Raw genomic sequence first — 21,692 nt, 5'->3', positions numbered from 1 at the left:
TCCACATGCGGTCCACATTCATGGGACTCGAAACAAGCAAACGCGGCCTGCAGACCCAGCAGTCCGCTCTTTATACGACAGGGCATAACATCGACAACGCGAACACACTCGGCTACACGCGTCAGCGCGTCAACATGCGGGCCACGGCCGGCTTCCCGGGCGTCGGCCTGAACGCCGGCACGATGCCCGGCTTCCTCGGCACCGGGGTCGAAGCCGGTTCCATCCAGCGCATCCGTGACTCGTTCGTCGATCAGCAGTACCGCGGCGAAACGAACAGACTCGGCTACTGGGACGCCCGCTCCAAATCAATCGGACAGATCGAGGACATCATGAACGAACCCTCCGAATACGGACTGCAGAAATCCCTCAGCCAGTTCTGGGGCAGCCTGCAGGATCTTGCGACGCATCCGGAGAACGGAGGGACCCGGAAAGTGGTCGTCGAGCGCGGGATTGCGGTGGCAGACTCATTCAATGAAATGAGTAGCTCTTTGAACAAGTTGAAAGAAGGTACAAAGCAGGAATTCGATATTGCCGAGAAGGATATCAATTCGATCCTGAAGCAAATTGCCGGTCTGAATCAGCAAATTTCCAGTATCGAGCCGAATGGTTACGTGCCAAACGATCTCTACGACGCTCGTGATGTACTGATCGATCAATTGGCTACTTACCTTCCGATTGAAGTGAAAAACGTACCGTCTGGCGGAAATGCTTCGAAAGTGGCGGAAGGCTCAGTTACAATTATTTTGAAGTCCAATAAAGATAAAGAACTATTGATTGTTGAAGGCGCTAATGCTGCCGACATGACTGTGAATTTTAATGGAACAGGTGATCAACAGACATTTAAATCCATCTCATTTCCTGCTATAGATACGAACGGGCAAGCTATAAATTACGAATTAACACCAAGCGATATGAAAGACACAGGCATTATCAAATCTTTAGTCAACACGTTTGGCTATCAAAGTGGTGAGGGAACGAAAGGCCTGCTGCCGGAGATGATCGGAAAAATTGACCGCATGGCTGCGGAATTTGTGAAAGCTTTCAATAAAGTCCATAAAGAAGGCTTCGGAATTGGCGATAATACTAATACAACCAACACAGCATTCTTCAAAGAAGTCCCTTCTGGTATTAAGGCAGGCAACATGAAAGTGAGTGATGCGATCATTCAAGATTCCTCGCTGATTGCAGCTTCCAGCCGTGCTGATGAAGAAGGGAATGGCGACAACGCCAAAAAACTTGGCAATATCCAATTCAGCAAAGACGTAGACCTGGACGGCGCCACCATTCAAACCTACTTCCAAGGAATCATCGGTCAGCTCGGCGTCGACGGCGAACAGGCAGCCAAAATGCAGTTCAACTCGGAAACACTGTTGAAATCTGTCGAGAACCGCCGTGCCTCGATCAGCTCCGTATCACTCGACGAAGAAATGACCGACATGATCAAGTTCCAACAGGCGTACAACGCGTCCGCCCGGATGATCACCGTCGTCGACGAAACGCTCGACAAGATCATCAACGGCATGGGCGTCGTCGGCAGATAATGAGGAGGACTAGCAATGCGTGTAACCCAATCCATGCTTTCCAATAACATGCTCCGCAACTTGACGACCAACTACAATAAGATGGGCAAGCTGAATGAACAGCTCACGAGCCAGAAGAAAGTCTCCCGCCCATCCGACGATCCGGTCGTCGCCATGCGCGGACTTGCGTACCGGACACAGGTCGACAAAGTTGAACAGTACCAACGGAACCTCGGCGAAGTGAACAACTGGCTCGACAGCTCCGATGACGCCCTCGACAAAGTCGGAGAAGCGCTGCACCGGGCGAAAGAACTTGCGACAAACATATCGAATTCTGGTTCCATGACAGATGGTGATAGGGAAAAAATCAAGGTTGAGTTAGATCAGCTACAGCAACAAATTCGAGATATTGCCAACACAAAAGTTGGCGACAAATATATCTTCAGTGGCACAAAAACGGGAACAGCACTAGTTACTAAAGATGGCTTCCCGACATTGAGCACAGATACTGGTTTTGTTGGAGAGCCAACGGCTTTTGAATCAGATATAAATATTGATGTATTTGACGGCGTCCAGTTGAATGTCAATTCAAAAAAAGCCGCTGCCATGTTCAAAAAGATCGACGCCATGTTTGATGGTTTCAAGGGCAGTACCGCCACCTTTGAAAACTCGATCGGTGATATCGATAAGATGATGGATTCGGTCCTCGAAGAACGTGCCGACCTTGGTGCGCGCCAGAACCGCGCCGAGCTCATGAATAACCGTCTCGAATCGCAAGTCGGCATCGCGAAGAAGCAGATGTCGCAGAACGAAGATGTGGACATCGAGAAAGTCATCACCGAACTCATCACCCAGGAGTCGGTCAGCCGGGCTGCCCTCGCGGCAGGCGCGCGTATCATCCAACCGTCGCTGGTCGACTTCCTCCGATAACCAACCGCACGAGCGTGCCAGGTACTCTTGTGCCTGGCATTTTTCATAGCCACCGAAAGAAGGTGTTCCCTTGGACATCCCGAAACTGCAGATCCAGACAACACCCGGCCGGCTCGGCTTGCAGGTCGATAAACCGATCCAGCAGATCGAACAGCCGAAAGCGACACTCGACATCCAGCAGCCTGCGGCGACCTTGGAGATCTCCACAACCCGACCGCAACTATCCGTCGACACGACAGAAGTTCGGGCGAACGTCGACATGAAAAGCGTATTCCGCCGCACCCAGGAATGGGCGCAGCAAGGACGGCAGGGAGGCCTTGACGGCACGGGCCGCCGGGCGGAAGAAGGACGCCAGATGATGGAGATCGAGAATGGTGGAGGCGCCATCCCCGCCATCGCCAAGCAGAACGGCAGCCCGCCGCCCGCACCGCTCGGCATCCGCTTCGTCGGCGATCGTTCCAAAATCCAGATGAGCATCACACCAGGCACAACGACCATCAACGCAACACCACAGAAACCGATCATCAACACCCAAGTCAACAAACCGATCCACACGTACACACCCGGCAAAGTGACCGGCACCATGGAACAGTACCCATCCATCCAGATCGACTGGAAAGGATAATTCGTACACCGAAGGAGACACCCGCATGACCATCCAGACCAAATTCCACGGCGAACTCGACCTGGACACACTCACGCAATGGACATTCCCGAAAGGACTGCCCGGCCTCGAAGACGAAACTGCATTCGTCCTCCTGCCGATCGACGGCAACGACAGCTTCCAAGTCATGCAGTCTGTGAACACACCGGGCGTCGCACTCATCGTCGCGAACCCATACACCGTCGTCAGCGACTACTCATTCGCCATCGACGACCCGACACTCGAACTGCTCGGCATCGACACCCAAGAAGACCTCATGATCCTGTCCGTCATGTCCATGAAAGCTCCGTTCGAATCATCGACCATCAACCTGCAGGCGCCGCTCATCTTCAACATCCAGAATCACACCGCCAAGCAGATGATCCTGAACGACACCAGCTACAGCCTGCGCACACCAATCGGTTCGCCGGCACAAAAGGGGGCCCGCTGACATGCTCGTCCTCTCCCGCAAACCGAACGAATCCATCAAAATCGGCGACAACATCGAACTCAAAATCATCGAAATCAAAGGCGACACCGTCCGCATCGGCATCGAAGCCCCCAAATCCGTCGAAATCCTGCGCGGCGAACTGGTACAATCCATCTCCGAAAGCAACACCGAAGCCATCGAAATCGACCTAAGCCTCTTCAACCAACTGAAAAAAAACTAAAAAAAGAGCCCGTCTGGCTCTTTTTTCTTTTCCTCCAATCATCAGTTTCTTTGCATGACTCCTGCTCGCTCCAGGGTACCTGTGCGTGACATCCATTCGCGTCCTACCGCGAATTGGGACATGCACAGATACCCGGGTTGAGTGAAAGTTTCATCTACTATCAACATTCTCACGCCAGCGTCCCCCCAGGGTGCCTGCTGCACGACATCCATTCGCGTCCCTCCGCGAATTGTGACGTGCACAGCCACCCGGGTAGAGTGGGGCTGCTACCCACGCGCACCATACAGTAGAACCCATTCGTGCCAAAACCACCGGACTATATATGCGGGGCTACCCCGCTGTGTGACAGCTCTCCCATTCAAAGGATGCCAGGCTGCCGCCCAATTCGCGGAAGAACGCGAATGGAGCAGCAGACTGTCCCCCGCCGTCGAAAAGTAGACGTGCCAAGTACACGAATCCGCAACCGCATTTATCCCTCTCTCCACAAAGAGAAAAATATCCAAAATCTTTCTCGAAAAACACTAAACAATAATGGACCCCCTCCGATACTAATACTGTAAGCAAGAGAAGGATGGTTCGGCCGGCATCCCGATCATGCAAACAAAAAACAAACGGGTCACAAGGACGTGAACCCTCACAACTCAAGGAGGAAACAACAATGATTATCAATCACAACATCGCAGCAATGAATACACACCGCCAGCTCGGCGCAAACAACACGAACGCTTCCAAAAACCTCGAGAAATTGTCTTCTGGCTTGAAAATCAACAAAGCTGGAGATGACGCTGCTGGTTTGGCAATCTCCGAAAAAATGCGCGGGCAGATTCGTGGTTTGGATATGGCTCAAAAGAATGCTCAAGATGGAATTTCTTTGATCCAGACAGCTGAAGGTGCATTGAATGAAACTCACGACATTCTACAACGTATGCGTGAATTAGCTGTACAATCTTCAAATGACACAAATACCGATACCGATCGTGCTGAATTGCAAAAAGAAGTCGATCAACTAGCACAAGAAATTACTCGTATTGCCAATGACACTGAATTTAACAATAAATCATTGTTAAATGGTTCAGTATCTGATGAAAATATTAGTAGTGCGACATTCCATATTGGTGCTAACCAGGGACAAAACATCAACTTGTCTATTGGTGCCATGGATGCAAAATCACTTGGGGTATCAAGAGATGTTAATGTAGGTACTGCAACAGGAGCGGGAGATGTTTCTAGTGCAGGTGTCTCATCTACTTTTGGCCCGCAGGTGAAAGATGGAGAAGTAATTACATTAAGCTATACAGCTGGATCAGCTGCAACTGCAGCAACTAATGCAGTAAAAACTGGGGATAATGACTTAGGAGCTTCTGTAGGTTTTGATACTGCCACTAAGATAGTTATTGATGGACAAGATGTCGCTTTAACAAGTGTTAAGGCTCTCGGGGCTACTTATGACGCTGCCACGAATAAGGCAGACGTCCAAACAGCATTACAAGCTGACATTGATACAGCACTTGGAGCAGGTAAGTATAACGTGGGTATTAACGGGGATAAATTAACTCTTACAGATATTCAAACAACAGGAGAAGCCTCAGAGGTTGATTTAACTGGTTCTGATGTTGGTACTGGAGCAACTCTTCTAGGCTTTACTACTTTAGATGCTGTAAATGGTGAAGATGCAAATGCTGAGGTTTCAGCTAAAGTTACTATGACAGGTGCTTCAGGTACTATTCAAAGTATAAATGTTAAAGCTGATGACACTAAGTTTACTGTAGCTTCAGGTGATTATAAAGGAATTTCTGTGAATCTTTCAGGTCCTGCCAGCGGTATCACTGGTGGCGATGATACGATTACTATTGACATGACACCTACAGCAGCGACGTCCGCATCTTTCTCTGGTAATGCCAAAGTTGCTGATGCTAAAACAGCAGCTGGAGTAGATATTTCTAATAAAAATACTGCAAATACTGCTATCACTACTATCCAATCAGCAATTGACACAGTATCAGCAGAACGCTCTAAACTCGGTGCTGTCCAAAACCGCCTAGAGCACACAATCAACAACCTCGGAACGTCTTCCGAAAACCTCACAGCTGCGGAATCACGGATCCGCGACGTGGATTATGTTTTATCGGCTGCGTAAGCAGACGAGACAAACACAGTCGTCCTGACTGGTAACGGTCAGTGAGTACGATCGGGTGAATTGCTGGAAACCCCTGAGAGCTGTTCTTGCCACAACGTAACCGGAAACGGTAGGCGTGACGGCCTGAAAAAAGAACAGATTGGGCAATCAGCAGCCAAGCTCCTGTCTCGAAAGAGTGGAGACGGTTCAACGACTAGGGTATACCATCTACCGGCTCCGGCCCATGATGATGAAACCCGTAGGATCTGCAGGACTGAGTACCCTGCCGCTCCGAAGTGCCCGACCCCTACCCAAAGTGGAGGGTGAAGATATAGTCTGGTCATCCATGAAAGTGGATGTTCGCACGATGGCGAAAGAAATGATGTCGTTCACAAAGAACAACATCCTGACTCAAGCAGCACAAGCTATGTTGGCTCAAGCACAACAGAGTTCGCAAGGAGTTCTCCAACTTCTTCGATAATGTTGTACGGGCGTCTTATCTGGTAACGGATAAGAGCATCACTGGGTGAATTGCTGGAACCTCCTGAGAGCTCTTCTGCCACAGCGCAACTGGAAACAGTAATCGCGACGGCCTGAAAAACGAAGAGATTGGACAATCAGCAGCGAAGCCCCTGTCGGGAAACCGTGGGGAACGTTCAACGACTAGGATATACCGTCTACGGTGTGTATACGCTATGACGATGAAATCCGTAGGGTGTTGCAAGTCGCAACATTCGAAGTGCCCAGCTCCTGCCGAAGGACCGCAGGATGAAGATATAGTCTGACCTCGTTTAGAAATGACGGGACAAGTCGCAAGCAAACCAGCAACCGCAGGGCGTTCTTCAATTGTTGCGCTAATAAGGTTAAACAAAACGCGATCCAGATTGCTGGATCGCGTTTTAGAATACATAAGTTATTGGAATTTTTTATTTTTTTAATTAATTTTCTAATATTGTATTGTTGCTGTTTATAGGCAGTATAATTAAGAGGTGAAGATAAATGGCTTACTCAATTAATCAATATAAACAAAATATTAAACAACGTAGCGATGTAACCGGCATGCTTACACATTTGACTAAAGGAAGTGAATTATATGGAAATCCGACTGACATATTGGTGAAGATATTAAATGATCGACTACTGATTGGAAGCTCAAAAGGATATATAGTAGGCGGAAATAAGGTAGTATGTTTTCAGGATATACCTTTATATTCAGTCGCGCAAAATGCTATAAATCATATTGAGGAATATGAAAAAGGACAAACCACTAAGTTAAGATATTATCCTTGCGGGCTGGCTTTTTCTAAAGTTAATTTAGCACAGTTAGTTGATACCTTTGATGCCCCAATACCTAACACTGGAGCCCGACCAGTAATTTATGAGAAAACAAATATAGCTAAAGAGTTTTTACCGACATCTGAAGCTTGGAGAATTGTAAATTTTGATATGACTCAAGCGTATTCCGGAAATAGCATAATAGATTGGACCCACGAAAGAGAATGGCGTATATTGGGGGATCTTACTTTTCGTTATTCAGACGTAACCATATTGCTAAGAAACAGTGAACAATACAGAGAATTCATTTCAAAGATATCTCCAGAAATATTAAGAGAATTATCAGGAATAATATGTTTAGAATATTTGATGTATTAGTATCGTTTTTATTATATTATGATTATTTTGGCATAGAGTGTCTGTGGACAACAAAAATCTGTGCACCGTAAAAGTATATAATTATTCAGTAAACTTGTTGACTTGGTGAAAAAATAAACATACAGCAACCTTCTGTTCTGTCCATCTATGGTGATGTGTAGATGATATCTGATGCAAAGCAACTGTATAAGCTATTCATTCTTCTATTCGGAAAAGCTTTTTTTAGATAAGGTGATATTTCGCATTGAATGTATGGCGAGCTGAATCTCAAAAAAAAATTCAAAAAACACGGAGAGCTGATTATGAAAAAATTTAATATCCTTTGCAATGTTGATCCTATAGTTAGTTTTAATGATTCTATTATATTTAACTGTGTGTCGCTTTATTATCAGTCAGAGAAATTAATCGCTGAAACCTCAGTTTGCGCCGATAGTATTCTTAAAGCAGAAAGGGCAGGAATTAGGAATGTTGGGGAGGTAATCAACGCGTTAGCGATAGAAGTAGGATCTAATATTGCCTATTCACTAATGACAATAGAGGAAAAAGAAAATTTTAAAACCTATACTAATGACGATTTATTAGCAGAGCTTACTGTGAGGGTGCCATTTAATCTGGATATGGATATTAAGACCAAAAGGAACTATGAGTTAGCAAATGAAAATAATAAGGTAAGAAAGGTTCTCCGCCTAGTTAATGACCCTAATTTCGTTTCATGGGTGAATTTATATAGAGTATTTGAAATAGTAGATCGTGACCAACGAATAGTTGATGAAGGCTGGTTATCAAGCACTAAAAGAACGAATTTCACAAGAACCGCAAATCATCCAAATGCTAGTGGTGATTTATCAAGGCACGGGACCCCAAAGTCTGAAAAGGAAGTGCCTCCTGTAAATCCAATGAAGTTAGAAGAGGCTGAAGTATTAATTAGATCTTTAGTAGAAAAATGGTTTGAAAAGTTAGCTGGGTAAGTTGGGTTTTAGACACGCATGAATTTACACACTTGAAACACTACAGGGGACCTGTATTCTTTCGGACTTAGCGTGCCTGTGACAAACAACTCGGACACTATTCAGACTACTGGGCGACCATTTTATCTCTATATTTTTTTCTATCATCATTCCTTTTGAAATGGTCGCTTAAGTGTGTGATGACCTGTGTGACAGACAAATTTGGCTTAATTGTTCGGTGACCTGTGTGTCACAGAACTCCAACATAAAAGTACACTGACCTGTCTGTTGAATAACTTGTAAACCATTCAAACTACTCAATCGCTTTAAGAAATAACTGGCCGCACAGAGTTGTTGAGGGGTTACTTGTGCGCCGTCAATAGCAAGAGAGGTAAGATTGCAGGAATGCGTGATTATGCAGGGAGTGAGCGGCCGACAGTGGATGTTAGTAAACAACTGATCTGGCATAACTCTGGAGCTCGGCTGCATAATCTGTTGTGCCAACCTGAAGTGTCCATGAATTTCCTGGGAGGTTTGCGCATTTTTATAGCTATGGAGCATGCTGATTTGGTAGGATGGTGGGAAAGATGAAGCGGTCTTTCATTTGTTTTCGATATGGTGTATTGAAGACATGGTGAAACTCAATATATTGCGGTCGCTCCCTCTATGGGGAGCGTGGATTGAAATGGCAAAGACGTTTGGACGGATGCCGTCGATATTCGTTAGTGAAGGGTGCCTGTGTGTGAAACAATCATGTTTGTTTGAACTTTTAAGTTTGTTTAGCATAAAGGAACAATCGTGTTCTGGTTTGCGTGACAAACAAATTGGACACTATCCAGAATACCGGGCGGCCATTTTATCTCTATATTCTTGTGCACCCTGAGTCTATGAGCAATATTCGCTTTGATCCTCGCCAATCTAGCGTCTCAATCAAAAAAGACCCCTGCTAGGATGTCTGACAACAATTGTTTTTTGACAGTGTTGATATATGACGCTCTTGGATCACAAAAGGTTTGCCAGAACATTTTCGGCAACGGAAGATTCAAAACATAGAGCAATCAATTCGCCGATAGTCGCGCCGGTTACTTGCTGTATGGATGCCAGGAGGAGCGGATGTACGGGCGAGATTGTAAGTTGATATCTTATGGTCGGTTGTTTAAGAGCTTTGAGGGTGAGCAGTCGCCAAATGAGTTCATTAATTTCTATTGGACTCTTCATGTTAGAACTCAAAAGTGGCAGCTTGTGCAACTGCTCACTGATCTGCCTGGATGGCTGTGACAGTTGTAAACACTAAGGTAAGTAGACGGTTGTCCTGGTGGCAATCATTTTCAGTGGCGGAAGCTTCACGGCTTTTCTGTTCATGCAAGGCTGCAGGTGAGGGGCGACTAGGTTTAGAAAATGCATAATTTGCGATTGGTCGTTCAAAAGCAGTCTGTTCTGCGCGTCTATCGAGAACCTCAAAAGAAATTTGTCATAGAGCAACTGAACGAGCCATTCATTCTCTTCGGTAGTAAAGCTGTCAGTGGATAAGATAATCTTACGCATCAAACAGTTTTGGATATTCAAATGCCCGTCATCCTGATACCACCAGGCGAGTACTTCTTCTATGAGGTGATCGGTAATTTATGTAACAGGCAGCCGCTTGATGCCGCCGGCGTACCATAATAGGAGTATATAGGTAATGGCTGGATGTGTACGGCTTTGTATCATTTAGTTTGAAGACTGTGTGTCCTGCATTTTTTCCATTTCCTTCAACTTTGCTATTCTACCGCCTGTTTTTATAATGTATCCATGAAAAATAAGCCCTCTCAGGCTTATTTTTTAACAGCATCTCTGTTTTCGACACTTTGTCTGAATGATTCAGGCAATGCCTCATATATGCTGTTAATTTCTATTGGTTTACTTATTAACTCTTTCACCAACATATTGATCAAGATAAATAGGAATTGAACTTTCTCCTGATCATCATTTAAATCAATTTCGCCGAAATGAATGCCTTTGTTTCCGTAGAAGCGCAAAGCATCCAGTGCTTGTTGTACATGTGAAAGTGTTCCTCTGGTTACCAAATCTCCAATCATATTATTGATACTGTCTTTCTTTAAGCCGAGATGCTGGATCAATAAAGTTTCAATTGCAAGACGCAACAATGCTGCTGAAGCACGTGGAGAATACTGAAACACTTGTGCGGCTTCTTCGTATATCCGCTTAACGTCTTCCGGCATGTACTCTTCGGGTTCAGGCATTTCTGAGGTAGGTGGGAATATAACTTTTTCGTTTTCCCATATTGTGTATTTTTCACATTCTGTACATACACTTACGAATAAATCCCAAGGTAAAGGAGCTGGCTCCTTGATAAAGTGGTTACCTCCTATTAAAACTCGATTGCCGGGATTCATCTTGTGCTTTTGTTTTTTAAAGTAAATTTCACTATCTGGTAGGGAGTTCCAACCAATTTTAAAATGATCTTGCGGACACAATACTCCACACCGCGGACAACGATAAGATCGCTGACGGATATCTGGCATGACTGTTTTCAACATCTCCATCACCCTTTTTCTCTATTATATATCAAGTGGGAAATTTAAGAAGCAGGTACCTGACCGCTGTACAATTCAGCTAGTGTCTAGACGACTATGACGCAGGCATCTTGAGTTATACGTTATTAATCGTTCGGTGACCTGTGAGCCGCATAAATCAACATAGGTAATATCGTAAGTAAGAGAAAGGTTGTGATTCCAATGGATAGAAGTGCTCATCCCGAACTGCAAAATATCGTAAAAGAATTAGAAAAAGTGAAGCAGCAGGATGCGGTGCTGGCGCAAATCGAAGAGCGGTTGTATCGGATGAAAGACATTGCCCAATATGCTGCGGCAAATGACTTGGACGAGAAAGAAGCTGCAAAGCTGAATGAAGAGATCCAAGAGCAGCTTGCAGCTATTCAGAAGTTGAAAATAGACTACGCCGATTTGTGATGGCGGGCATTTTATTTTTGGGAAGTCATAAAACGAGACTAGATGACAGTTGCATCGTAACTCATTCAGCGTACAGAGAAGCAAAAATGGTCTGAAGTATGCATTAGTTAACTCGTCAGCCAATATTCCTCTCCCGATACCCAAACACTCCACCAACTCCAACAATCACTCCAACCACCACCAACTCCACAACGGCCACCCAATCCATCTCCTCCACTGGCCATGCCGGCACGGAGCCGAACGGCGAGATGCCAGCCATCCACGCTGGCAACTGGAACAAGCTCCCCAAATACAGGACGACAAACGAATAGACGAGGACGATCCAGATCAGCGGGCTGGCTTTCGGCAATGCGCCGATGAGCAGGGTGCACAACGCGATCAACACAAGGATCGCCGGGATTTGAACGGCGCTCGCACCCATGATCATAGACAAGGGGAGCCGGGTGGCCATGGCGCTGTGGCTGGCGAGCCATAGGCCGGCGGCAGCTAAGGAGTTCATCACGATACCGTTGATCCCAGCGACGGTCAGATAGGTCCCGATAAGCCGCACCCGTGACACAGGCCGACCGAGAATGCTGTCGATGCGACCGTTCTTTTCTTCGCCGAGCAGCCGCTGCATGGATAAAATCGCCGGGATGGTGGCGATCAGGGCCATGACGAGCATGAGCATCGGCAGGAACTGTTCGGCAATGGGCCGGGTGCTGCCAACGGTGAGCATGTTTTGCAGCAGCTCATTGCCATCAAAAAAGCTCTCCAGGTCACCGAGGACCGATCCATAGGCGAGGCCAAGGACGAGCATGCCAATGCCCCAGGTGATCATCGCGGTACGCTGCAGGCGCAGGACGAGTCCGAGCGGTGTCTGCAGGAATTTGGAGGCATGGGTGCGTCCTTGTCTGGCGTGCAGGAGACCGGCGCCGAGGTCGCGTCTGCCTTGCAGTGCCCAGGCTATCCCGAATAACAGAATTCCTCCAATGGCTAGTAGTGCGAGCGGCCATGGGTGATTGCCGGCGAACGGCTGGACGGCAGTGACCCAGCCGAGCGGCGACAGCCAGGAGACCCTCGACTCGGCGGCATCACCGGCTGCGCGTATAAGGAAGGCGAGGACCAGTGTAATCATCGCGAGACCTGTCGCGCCCCGTGCGCTTTCGGACAGTTGAGCGGCGATCAGGGCGACAGATGCGAATAACAAGCCGGCTCCGCCGAGAGTCAGTCCGTACAGCATCGACCCGATGACGGTCAGGCTATCCATACCGAGGCTCGCGAGGCCGGTCGACACAGCGGCGGCCAGTGCAAAATTGACTGCCGCCAACACGCCTGCCGCCGCCAGAAGCGGTGCTCGGCGGCCAACGGGGAGGGCGAGGAGCATTTCCGAGATGCCGGCTTCCTCTTCCGCCCGCGTGAACCGGACGGCGAGCAGGATGTTCATGATCGCGACGGCGACCGCTGTCAGCAATAGCATCTGGTGGGTCGTCATGGCGCCGAGTGTGTAGTGATCGAGATTGCCGGGGCCGACCATCGCGGTCATCGCCGGGTTTTTCATCGTTTCGGCCATCGCGTCGCGGGCTGCCTGTGTCGGGTAGAGATCCTGGAAGGCGGGCGGGACTGCGACGGTGATGGCGGTGATGGCTGCAATCCAGATGACGAGCCGCAGCCAGTCGCGCCTTACGATGAAGCGGAAGAGCCGCATGCTGCCGGTTGCTTGTGAGCTCATTGCGATTCCTCCTGGTTATTGTAATGCTGCATGAACAGATCTTCGAGCGTCGGCGGCGCGCTTTCGAGCCGCTCGATGCCGTATGGCGCGAGAACCGCCATGATGTCACCGAGTCTGTCGCTGTCCGCCTGGAACGTCAGGGTGCCGTTTTCATTGATCAAATTATGAATGCCGTCCAGCTCTGCAAGTCTGGGGGCAGGGGAGGCAAGTGCCACTGTCAGGTTGGTGCGGGTCAGGTGGCGCAGTTCCGCAAGCGTGCCGGTTTCGACAATCGTCCCTTGCCGAATGATGCCGACCCGGTCGCACAGCCGCTCGACTTCAGACAGGATGTGGCTCGACAACAGGACGCTCTTGCCGGCCTCTTTCACCTCGGCGACGCATTGCTGGAAGACACGCTCCATGAGCGGGTCGAGCCCGGACGTCGGTTCATCCAGGATAAACAGGTCGGCGTTTGAGGCGAAGGCGGCAATCAGCGCGACTTTCTGGCGGTTGCCTTTCGAAAATGTGCGGCACTTCTTCGACGGATCGAGGTCGTACCGCTCGATCAGTTCGTTCCGCCGTTTTGTGTCCGTATGCCCATGCAGGCCAGCGAACACATCGATCACCTCGCCGCCTGTCAGGTTGGGCCAGAGCACGACGTCGCCGGGCACATACGCAATCCGCTTGTGAATGTCGACGGCGTCCGTCCAGACGTCCTTTCCGAATATCTTTGCTGTCCCGCCATCCCGCTTCAGCAGCCCGAGCAGCACCCGGATCGTCGTCGATTTCCCGGCTCCATTTGGCCCGATGAAGCCGAACACTTCGCCGGGTTCCACGCGTAAAGTCACGTCATCGAGCGCTTTGAATTTCCCGAACATCTTCGTCAGTCCTTCCACTTCCAACACCGCCATACCGATCCGCCCCCTTATTTGTAATAGACCCGCTTCAAGACGTCGAGGAACTCATAGAACTGCTGCCAATGCGGCTCCTGGTCGATCTCTGTGAATGTCGCGCCATTTAGCTTTGCGTGCAGCTCTTTGCTGTAGCCGTCGATCGACCAGCTGATCAGCTTCAGGACATCTTCCGCCTGCACATCATCGCGGAACAGCGTCATATCGAGACCGCTGAACAGCCGCCGCATGCCGTCCTGCTGCATATGATCGAGCCGGTCCGCAAGCGGCTTCGGCAGCTTCGACTCCTTTTCGAGCACCGCCTGGGCGATGAAGTTGAACAGGTCAGGATAGCGCTGGTACACCTCCATCTTCAGCTGCGCCGAGCCTTTCATCCGTTCGATGAAATCCGGTTCATCCATGTCAATGTACTGCGTGTACAGCTCCTCGAGAACAGTGATCGCCCGCTCCGCCAAATAGGCATACAGAGCTTCCTTCGAGCCGAAGTAGTGGAACAGCATCCCCTTGCCGATGCCTGCTTCCTGGACGATCCGGTTTGTCGATGCCTGGTCGTATGAGTGCTCTGCAAACTCCCGCATTGCGGCGTCGGTGATCCGTTTCTGTTTGGCTTCGTCGAGTGTCGTGAATTTAGTAGTCATCATGAACTCCTTCGTAGACCGAAGTGGTCGATTTTGGTGAAAAAGAATAGACCTGACTGGTCGACTATAGAATATCACAGTCGACCAGATGGGTCTACAGTTTTCTTGAACTTACAGATAACTTTCAAGATGGCCGTCCCTCAAGCCCCCGACAATACGAAACTGTTCAGCGAGGGGATGGCGCCATCCGGTTCATTCAACAATTCGTAATAGCTGGTGAGCAGGGAACCCATGGCTGGTGCTGCTTCTTCCAATTCCGTTCGTATGCTGTTGGCATATCCGCGCTCCCAGCCGCCGTCGGGCAGGTAGGAGGCATCGATGGTTGCCGGGGCGTCCGTTTCAAAGCCGGCCTGTTCCAGGAGGCGCCGGATTTCTGTCTTATGGAACAGGGTTTGGACGTTGCTGTCGTTTTCGATGACCTGTGAATACAGGGCGAGTATGGATACCGCACAAAAGTGGCTCCGTTGTGCGAGGTCGGTGAATGCCAGATCCCATTCAGCGAAACAGATCCGCTTGGCGGCGCGCCGGACTTTTTTCAGCAAGGTAAGCAGTTCTTCGGCACTCTTGAAATACCACGAGCAATGGGACAGCACCGCGACGTCGAACAGGTCGGTCACGTCATAGTCCAGAAAGTCGGTCTCGAGATGGAACGTGATGCGTTCGCCGAGGGAGGACTGCAGAATCCGATCAGTGGCCTGGCCTAACGTGTCCGGGGCACCGTATTCGCGGCTGGCCGGATCGAGGGCGGTGACCGATCCGCCCGCACCGATTGCATGGGCGATCGCCATCGTCGTGTCCCCCTGGCCGCAGCCGATCTCGAGGATCCGGCCGCCTTTTGGCAAAGCGAACGCGTCGACAAGCGCAAGCCGATGCTGGAGCTGGGTCTGCTGGATGTCGTCGTCTTCGTATAAGTGATGTTCATCCAGGAAGTCACGTGTCTGCTGGTTGATGGTGTATTGGGTCAAAAGGATCCCTCATTTCAATGGGTGTCTTTCAGGTTTCCTCTATGATAACCGGTATGTCAGACAGATGCATCAAGAATTAATAGAATCGATAGAATTAAAAAATATCTCATTGACTTACTAGTGATAGTTCCGTATGATGTAGATAACTTTCAGAGAGGGCAGGTGATCACTATGGCAAACTTCGAACTGGCAATTGCAAATTGGATCGGACCCATACTTTCACCTGCCCTGAGGTAAATCAGGACAGTTTCCTTCTGGTGTATGCGTGAAAGCATGGTGTCCGATCCGGGGTCCCATGCTTTTTTGTATGCACATAACTAGGAGGAATTTATTTGGAGAAAATGATGAAGTACGGATGGAATGACCACCAACAGGAGCAATGGCTCGAACTGCAGCACGATGGAACGTTGACCGATTCCATGGTGGCTGGGCGTGTCACATTGGAACATAAACATATGTATCGGGTCGTGACGGAAGAAGGCGAATGGCTGTCCGTCTGTTCGGGGGCGCTGCTCCATCGCGCATACGACCGCCAGGATTACCCGGCGGTCGGCGATTGGGTGACTGTCGAACGGATGCCAGGAGAAGAGCGGGGGATCATTCATGCCATTCTGCCGCGGACGTCCGTTTTCTCACGGAAAACAGCCGGAACAACAGTGACGGAGCAACTGATTGCGGTGAATGTCGATATTGTATTTTTAGTGACGTCGTTGAACGATGATTTCAACATCCGGCGGCTCGAACGGTATTTGGTCGCAGCGTATGATTCCGGCGCGGTGCCGGTGATTGTATTAACAAAATCGGATTTATGCGACACACCTGAGTTGTATGTGGATCAAGTGCAGTCGATTGCGTTTGGCACAGACATCCTCACAGTCAGCAGCAAGACGGGAGAAGGGATTGATGAAATTGTCTCGCTGCTGCAAGACGGTAAAACCGCAGCATTGCTCGGTTCGTCAGGTGTCGGCAAGTCGTCGCTCGTCAATGCTATCTGTGGCGGTACAACAATGACCGTCCAGACGATACGGGAAGATGACGCAAAGGGCCGCCATACGACAACACACCGCGAACTGATCGCGCTGCCGGCTGGCGGCGTGCTGATCGATACCCCGGGGATGCGGGAATTCCAGCTATGGAACGATCAGGAGAGCATGGACGGCAGCTTTGCCGACATCGACGCGCTGTCTGCATCGTGCAAGTTCAACGACTGCCGGCACCATGCCGAGCCAGGCTGCGCCATCCAGGAGGCACTTGCGGATGGGGCGCTTGAGGAAGACCGTTTTGCGAGCTATTTGAAACTGCAGCGGGAAATCGCCTTTTTGGAACGGAAGACAAACGTGCAGGCGCAGGCGGCGGAGCGGAAGAAGTGGAAGGCACAGACGAAATCGGGACGGAAAGCATGATGGAAATCGGAAGCGGTGTACGGACCGCTTCCGATTTTTGATGATAAGGTCTTGCATGGGCAGGGGCTGTATAAGAACATGGGGTTCTTTACTCCGTCTTCTTCGCTTTTTCCGGCTTCGGCCAGATGAAATAGGAGGCGGAAATCAGGAGATCGATTCCCAGGATGAGGGTCCATAATTTCAGCATTTGTTGAAGGGCTTCTGTTCTCGCGTTATCACCGATATAGTAAATTAGTCCAGCAAGGAAACTACCGCCGATCAAGTAGGCGAGGACATGCTGCAGGGAGCCTTTCATCGAATGGCGTGCATGGGCGTAGCCTGTTTTCTTCTGCGGTTTCGATCCTTGTCGTTTAACATAATACAGAAACCGTTCATCTGCCCAGTGGATCATGCTTTTGCCGAATGCAACCGATACGCCGAGGTAAATCGCCGCGATGGCATGTGCCTGCGTGGCGACTGCACCATTGATCAGATCGGAAGCGGTGACAATCAGCAGGGCAGCGTCGATGACCGGCGTGAGTGCCAGGAAAAAGAGGCCGAGCCGTTTCTTGTTGAATACATACCGTGCGGTCATCCCGGCAAGAATGGCAACCCAGAAGCCGATTTCACAGGCAACGATCATCCAGGCGATCAAATTCATTACCATCCCTCCTTTGTTTATATGATACAGTTGTATTTATTAAGAGAATCGTATCACTTGTTCTTTCATAATACAAGTGTGTTGTTAAAAAACAGGATGTATTCTACACTAGGTATATGCCGAAATTAGTGAATCATGAAGCACGGAAGCAGTTGATTGCAGAGGCGATGTGGCGGGTCATTCTGGATAAAGGGATGGAAGGGGCGACAGTGCGGAACATTGCGGAAGAAGCGGGGCTCTCACTCGGGGCGCTCCGCCATTATTTCAAGACCCAGGATGATCTGCTTGTCTATGCGATGACGCTTGTGCAGGAGAGGGCGACAGCCCGGATTGAAAAAGTTGCGGCACAGGAGCTGCCGCCTAAAGAAATGGTGCTGGCCGTATTATATGAAATCGTACCGCATAGCCCGGAGACGCGTGCGGAAATGGAAGTATGGTTTGCTTTCACCGTCTATGTGAACCACCGGAAAGACGACCTGCCGATACCGGATGACGGCGTGCTGGCAGGTGTCCGGAAAGCATTGGCGTATTTGGAGGCGACTGGACTTTTACCGGAAACTATCGATATGGAGCTGGAGAGTGAACGGCTGTACGGCTTGATAGATGGGATTGCGATTCATGCGCTGCTGGAGCCGGACCGTCTCGACGCCGACAGGATCAGACGGACGCTTCGTTATCATATTGAATCGATTTGCGTATTGCACTAGGAGAGGGATGAGTTCTTTTGTATGGCCTGAGCACACCGTGAATTCAGGCAGCCCGGAAACCGGTGAGGCCGTTTGGTATGCGAAGCCGGGGATCTTTCCGGAGCAGTCTTGCGCTGTTTCCGGTTTCTTGATGAAGGAGAAGAATGGACAGTGCCGTGTGTAAGAGAATTGTACACGCAATATCCAATATACTGATTGACAATTCCCACTCCTCCCTCTATCATTGTGTAAAATGTGACGAACTGTCCGGAGTAGCGGTGCAATCCTTGGAATCAGAGACTTGGTGGGTGGTGCGAACCAAGCGGGAAGCATGGGTGAATTACAGGCAGGGAGCAGACATGTGTCCGGCGGCCGGCCGTTATCCGGGTTGAGTGAGCAGGGGGAGTCCTGCTAAGTTGGGTGGTACCGCGGAGCTTCCGTCCCTTTCTTTCGAGAGGGATGGGGGCTTTTTTTGCGTTTTATATTACAGCAGGGGAGATGGGAGAATGGAGAAGGAAATGTCCGGGTGGCTTGCGGCGCTGCCGATACTTGTGTTGGTCGCAGCGGCATCAATGTCGGTGTTCGTATGGGACGCGGGAATGCTTCTGCCGCTGGTGATCGGGGTGCTCGCGGCCGCTGTCGTGGCAGCGGTGGCCGGTTTTAGGTGGGCGGATGTGCAGGAGATGATGGTGCGGGGTGTCGGCCGGGCGCTGCCGGCGGTGTTCATTCTCCTGCTGATCGGGCTGATTGTTGGGTCGTGGATGGCGAGCGGGGTCATCCCGACGATCATCCATTACGGCCTGTCGCTCATCCATCCGTCGGTTTTTGTACCAATCGTGGCACTCGTGACCGGAATCGTGTCCATCACCCTCGGCAGTTCGTTTACCGCGATTGCGACGGTGGGCCTTGCGTTCATGGCGATCGGGGAGGGGCTCGGGTTCCCGGCGGGGCTTGTCGGCGGTGCGGTCATCTCCGGAGCATTCTTCGGGGATAAGCTGTCGCCGCTGTCCGATACGACGAATATCGCACCGGCGATGGCGGAGACCGATCTGTTTACGCACATCCGTCACATGCTTTGGGATACGCTGCCGGCGTTCGGATTGTCGATCGTCCTGTATGCGGTCGTCGGCCGGATGTTCGCCGGTGCCGGAACGGCGGATGCGGCATCGATCGGTGCCATCCAGACCGGGCTGACGGAGCAGTTCACAATCCATCCGCTGCTGTTGCTGCTGCCGGTACTGACCGTGGTCCTGATGATCAAGAAAGTGCCTGCCATCCCCGCGCTCGCCGGCGTCGGCCTGCTCGGTGCGGTGATCGCTGTGGCCGTCCAGGGCATGCCGGTCGGCGCTGTCATCCAGGCGATGACGAGCGGATTCACGGCGGAAACCGGTGTGCCGGCGGTCGATTCGCTGCTGAATCGCGGCGGGATGACGTCGATGCTGAATACGGTCGCGCTGCTCGTCATTGCGACGGCACTCGGCGGCATCCTCGAGGAGTCGGGATCGTTCGGTGTGCTGACGCGCAAGATGATGGCGCGTGTCGAGTCCGCGGGCAGCCTGATCGCGGCGACCATCCTATCGACATTTGTCGTGGCGTTTGCGAGCGGAGCACAGTTCCTGGCGATTGTGCTGCCGTCCCGGACGTTTGTGCCGAAATATAAGGAGATGGGCATCGATACCGTCAACTTGTCGCGCTGCGTGGAATCGGCCGGCACGGTCGGCATCAACCTCGTGCCGTGGAGTGTGCCCGCAGTGTTTGCGGCGGGCATGTTCGGCATCAGCCCGGGGCAGTTCATCCCGTATGCGTTCTTCGTGTTTCTCGTACCAATCATCAACCTGATCTTCGGCTTCACCGGGTTCACGATCAAGAAAAAGACGTACAGCGCCGAACCGGCTGTTATGGAAGCAGATAAAAAAGAGGAGGTGCCGGCTTGGGCGAAGTGAGGCTGCAAGTGCTCGGCACGGCGCAGGACGCGGGTGTGCCGCAGCCGAATTGTTATTGCGGAAACTGCACCCGTGCGATTGAAAATCCGGCGTGGAAACGGCGGGCGGCGTCGCTTGCAGTCGTCCTGCCGGAGGAACGGCAGTGGCATTTGATCGACGCGTCGCCCGACTTCAAGGAGCAGCTCGTCATGCTGCAGCGGACGTTCGGCTTGGAAGGGCAGGTCATGGACAGCATCTGGCAGACACATGCGCACATCGGCCATTATCCCGGCCTGATGTATCTCGGCAAAGAGGCGATGAGCACGGCCGGTGTCCCGGTCTTCGCCGGGCGGAAGATGAAGGAGATGCTCGAGACAAACGTACCATGGCGGCAGCTGACGGATCTTGGCAATATTACAGTTCAGGAGATCACGGACGGAAAGCCGGGGCAGCTGGCGGACGGGGTTACGGTGACGCCGTTCGATGTGCCGCACCGTAACGAATACTCGGAGACGTTCGGGTTCCGGATCGAAGGGCCGAACAAGTCGGTGCTGTACATTCCGGACATCGACAGCTGGGACGAGTGGACAGTGGATGTGCTCGATGCCTGCCGCGAGGCGGACATCTGCCTGCTGGATGCGACGTTCTTCAGTGCCGGCGATCTCGCGGACAGCGGGCGGAGCGACCGGGACCTGCGTGACATTCCGCATCCGTTCATCACGGAGACGATCCGTCGGCTGCAGGCGATCGCCGGGGAGACGGACATCTATTTCACGCATTTCAACCACAGCAACCCGGTGCTCGATCCGGACAGCGAGGCGCGGAAGTTCGTGGAAACGAATGGGTTCCGGGTGGCGGAAGAGGGAATGGTGCTGGAGATTTGATTGTCATTCACAATTCGCAACTAGTAAATCGGAAAGAGGGCAGATAACCATGGAACTGACTATCCAACCAGTTGATGCGACCAATCGGGAAGATGTCCTCGGGTTGACCGTCCACCCGGGCCAGCAGGGCTTCATCGAGACACCAGCCGCCTGCCTGCAGGATGCCGCCGATTATCCCGAGTTCCGGCCGGTTGGTCTGTATGCGGACGAAGTGCTCGTCGGATTTGCGATGTACGGAGCACTGCGGGACAGTGCCGGCGGGCGCAACGTCTGGATGGACCGTCTGCTGATCGATGCACAGTATCAAGGGGAGGGTCTCGGTCGTTCATTCACAAGACTGCTGTTAGAGCGTCTGGAACAGGAATACGGCAGGCAGCCGATCTACTTGAGTGTGTTCGAGGAAAATTTGGGCGCCCGGCGTCTGTATGAATCGTTCGGATTCGAGTTCATCCATGAATATGATGCAGACGGGGAATGGATCTACCGGAAAACATAGAAATG

At 50.9% G+C, this 21,692-nt stretch carries 22 protein-coding genes; 15 read left to right on the top strand and 7 right to left on the bottom strand.

What is annotated here, in order from left to right; translation table 11 throughout:
* The first annotated feature begins 5 nt into the window (after positions 1-5).
* The 9 genes from flgK (at position 6) to BN1190_RS11915 (ending at position 8,501) form a co-directional block, all read left to right on the top strand.
* Entirely contained in the window at positions 6-1,541 is a 1,536-nt protein-coding gene (gene flgK / locus BN1190_RS11955; protein WP_040287100.1) for a flagellar hook-associated protein FlgK, read from the top strand.
* Positions 1,542-1,556: 15 nt separating this feature from the next.
* The gene (flgL, locus tag BN1190_RS11950; RefSeq protein ID WP_040287099.1) at positions 1,557-2,450 is read left to right on the top strand and encodes a flagellar hook-associated protein FlgL; all 894 of its coding nucleotides are present in this window, start codon (positions 1,557-1,559) and stop codon (positions 2,448-2,450) included.
* Positions 2,451-2,520: 70 nt separating this feature from the next.
* Positions 2,521-3,075 (top strand): DUF6470 family protein, encoded by a 555-nt coding sequence (locus tag BN1190_RS11945; RefSeq protein ID WP_040287098.1) that lies wholly within the window; start codon positions 2,521-2,523, stop codon positions 3,073-3,075.
* 25 nt (positions 3,076-3,100) lie between these two features.
* Entirely contained in the window at positions 3,101-3,544 is a 444-nt protein-coding gene (gene fliW / locus BN1190_RS11940) for a flagellar assembly protein FliW (RefSeq protein ID WP_040287097.1), read from the top strand.
* A gap of 1 nt (position 3,545) precedes the next feature.
* The gene (gene csrA, locus BN1190_RS11935) at positions 3,546-3,764 is read left to right on the top strand and encodes a carbon storage regulator CsrA (protein ID WP_040287096.1); all 219 of its coding nucleotides are present in this window, start codon (positions 3,546-3,548) and stop codon (positions 3,762-3,764) included.
* A gap of 658 nt (positions 3,765-4,422) precedes the next feature.
* The gene (locus BN1190_RS15245; RefSeq protein WP_040287095.1) at positions 4,423-5,901 is read left to right on the top strand and encodes a flagellin; all 1,479 of its coding nucleotides are present in this window, start codon (positions 4,423-4,425) and stop codon (positions 5,899-5,901) included.
* A gap of 223 nt (positions 5,902-6,124) precedes the next feature.
* Positions 6,125-6,361: a flagellin gene (locus BN1190_RS15390; RefSeq protein WP_425313925.1), complete on the top strand. Its 237-nt coding sequence runs from the start codon at positions 6,125-6,127 to the stop codon at positions 6,359-6,361.
* Between the two features lie 518 nt (positions 6,362-6,879).
* The gene (locus BN1190_RS11920) at positions 6,880-7,533 is read left to right on the top strand and encodes a hypothetical protein (protein ID WP_040287094.1); all 654 of its coding nucleotides are present in this window, start codon (positions 6,880-6,882) and stop codon (positions 7,531-7,533) included.
* 302 nt (positions 7,534-7,835) lie between these two features.
* Complete coding sequence (locus tag BN1190_RS11915) at positions 7,836-8,501, top strand: hypothetical protein (protein ID WP_144036095.1); 666 nt, start codon at positions 7,836-7,838, stop codon at positions 8,499-8,501.
* Between the two features lie 1,269 nt (positions 8,502-9,770).
* Here BN1190_RS11915 and BN1190_RS15385 read toward each other — a convergent pair.
* Positions 9,771-10,103: a hypothetical protein gene (locus BN1190_RS15385; protein WP_082023363.1), complete on the bottom strand. Its 333-nt coding sequence runs from the start codon at positions 10,101-10,103 to the stop codon at positions 9,771-9,773.
* Positions 10,104-10,294: 191 nt separating this feature from the next.
* Entirely contained in the window at positions 10,295-11,020 is a 726-nt protein-coding gene (locus tag BN1190_RS11905; protein ID WP_179860782.1) for a DUF4145 domain-containing protein, read from the bottom strand.
* A 198-nt stretch (positions 11,021-11,218) separates the two neighbouring features.
* Here BN1190_RS11905 and BN1190_RS11900 point away from each other — a divergent pair, with 198 nt between their 5' ends.
* The gene (locus tag BN1190_RS11900; protein WP_040287091.1) at positions 11,219-11,452 is read left to right on the top strand and encodes a hypothetical protein; all 234 of its coding nucleotides are present in this window, start codon (positions 11,219-11,221) and stop codon (positions 11,450-11,452) included.
* Positions 11,453-11,567: 115 nt separating this feature from the next.
* Here BN1190_RS11900 and BN1190_RS11895 read toward each other — a convergent pair whose 3' ends face one another.
* The 4 genes from BN1190_RS11895 to BN1190_RS11880 form a co-directional block, all read right to left on the bottom strand.
* Complete coding sequence (locus tag BN1190_RS11895) at positions 11,568-13,163, bottom strand: ABC transporter permease (RefSeq protein WP_040287090.1); 1,596 nt, start codon at positions 13,161-13,163, stop codon at positions 11,568-11,570.
* Positions 13,160-14,053, bottom strand: a complete 894-nt coding sequence (locus BN1190_RS11890) for an ABC transporter ATP-binding protein (protein ID WP_040287089.1) — start codon at positions 14,051-14,053, stop codon at positions 13,160-13,162. Before BN1190_RS11890 ends, BN1190_RS11895 begins: the two co-directional genes overlap by 4 nt.
* Positions 14,054-14,067: 14 nt before the next feature.
* Positions 14,068-14,691 carry a TetR/AcrR family transcriptional regulator gene (locus BN1190_RS11885; protein WP_040287088.1) on the bottom strand — a complete coding sequence of 208 codons (624 nt, stop codon included), beginning with the start codon at positions 14,689-14,691 and terminating at the stop codon, positions 14,068-14,070.
* A gap of 140 nt (positions 14,692-14,831) precedes the next feature.
* On the bottom strand, positions 14,832-15,656 hold the full coding sequence (locus tag BN1190_RS11880; RefSeq protein ID WP_052461815.1) for an SAM-dependent methyltransferase: 825 nt from the start codon (positions 15,654-15,656) through the stop codon (positions 14,832-14,834).
* 341 nt (positions 15,657-15,997) lie between these two features.
* Here BN1190_RS11880 and rsgA point away from each other — a divergent pair, with 341 nt between their 5' ends.
* Positions 15,998-17,059 (top strand): ribosome small subunit-dependent GTPase A, encoded by a 1,062-nt coding sequence (rsgA, locus tag BN1190_RS11875; RefSeq protein WP_040287312.1) that lies wholly within the window; start codon positions 15,998-16,000, stop codon positions 17,057-17,059.
* Positions 17,060-17,147: 88 nt separating this feature from the next.
* On the opposite strand, the gene BN1190_RS11870 is transcribed toward rsgA, so the two are convergent.
* The gene (locus BN1190_RS11870) at positions 17,148-17,699 is read right to left on the bottom strand and encodes a hypothetical protein (RefSeq protein WP_040287087.1); all 552 of its coding nucleotides are present in this window, start codon (positions 17,697-17,699) and stop codon (positions 17,148-17,150) included.
* A 116-nt stretch (positions 17,700-17,815) separates the two neighbouring features.
* Between BN1190_RS11870 and BN1190_RS11865 the strand changes: the two genes are divergently transcribed.
* The 4 genes from BN1190_RS11865 (at position 17,816) to BN1190_RS11850 (ending at position 21,687) form a co-directional block, all read left to right on the top strand.
* Positions 17,816-18,406 carry a TetR/AcrR family transcriptional regulator gene (locus BN1190_RS11865; protein ID WP_040287086.1) on the top strand — a complete coding sequence of 197 codons (591 nt, stop codon included), beginning with the start codon at positions 17,816-17,818 and terminating at the stop codon, positions 18,404-18,406.
* A gap of 485 nt (positions 18,407-18,891) precedes the next feature.
* Complete coding sequence (gene nhaC / locus BN1190_RS11860; protein ID WP_040287085.1) at positions 18,892-20,328, top strand: Na+/H+ antiporter NhaC; 1,437 nt, start codon at positions 18,892-18,894, stop codon at positions 20,326-20,328.
* Positions 20,325-21,191 carry an MBL fold metallo-hydrolase gene (locus BN1190_RS11855; protein ID WP_244898732.1) on the top strand — a complete coding sequence of 289 codons (867 nt, stop codon included), beginning with the start codon at positions 20,325-20,327 and terminating at the stop codon, positions 21,189-21,191. Before nhaC ends, BN1190_RS11855 begins: the two co-directional genes overlap by 4 nt.
* Positions 21,192-21,240: 49 nt before the next feature.
* On the top strand, positions 21,241-21,687 hold the full coding sequence (locus BN1190_RS11850) for a GNAT family N-acetyltransferase (RefSeq protein WP_040287083.1): 447 nt from the start codon (positions 21,241-21,243) through the stop codon (positions 21,685-21,687).
* The last annotated feature ends 5 nt before the right edge of the window (positions 21,688-21,692 follow it).

Origin of the sequence: Sporosarcina koreensis (assembly GCF_000826145.2) — a bacterium.
GTDB classification, from domain to species: domain Bacteria; phylum Bacillota; class Bacilli; order Bacillales_A; family Planococcaceae; genus Sporosarcina; species Sporosarcina trichiuri.
This window is presented reverse-complemented; position numbering and strand designations above follow the sequence as displayed.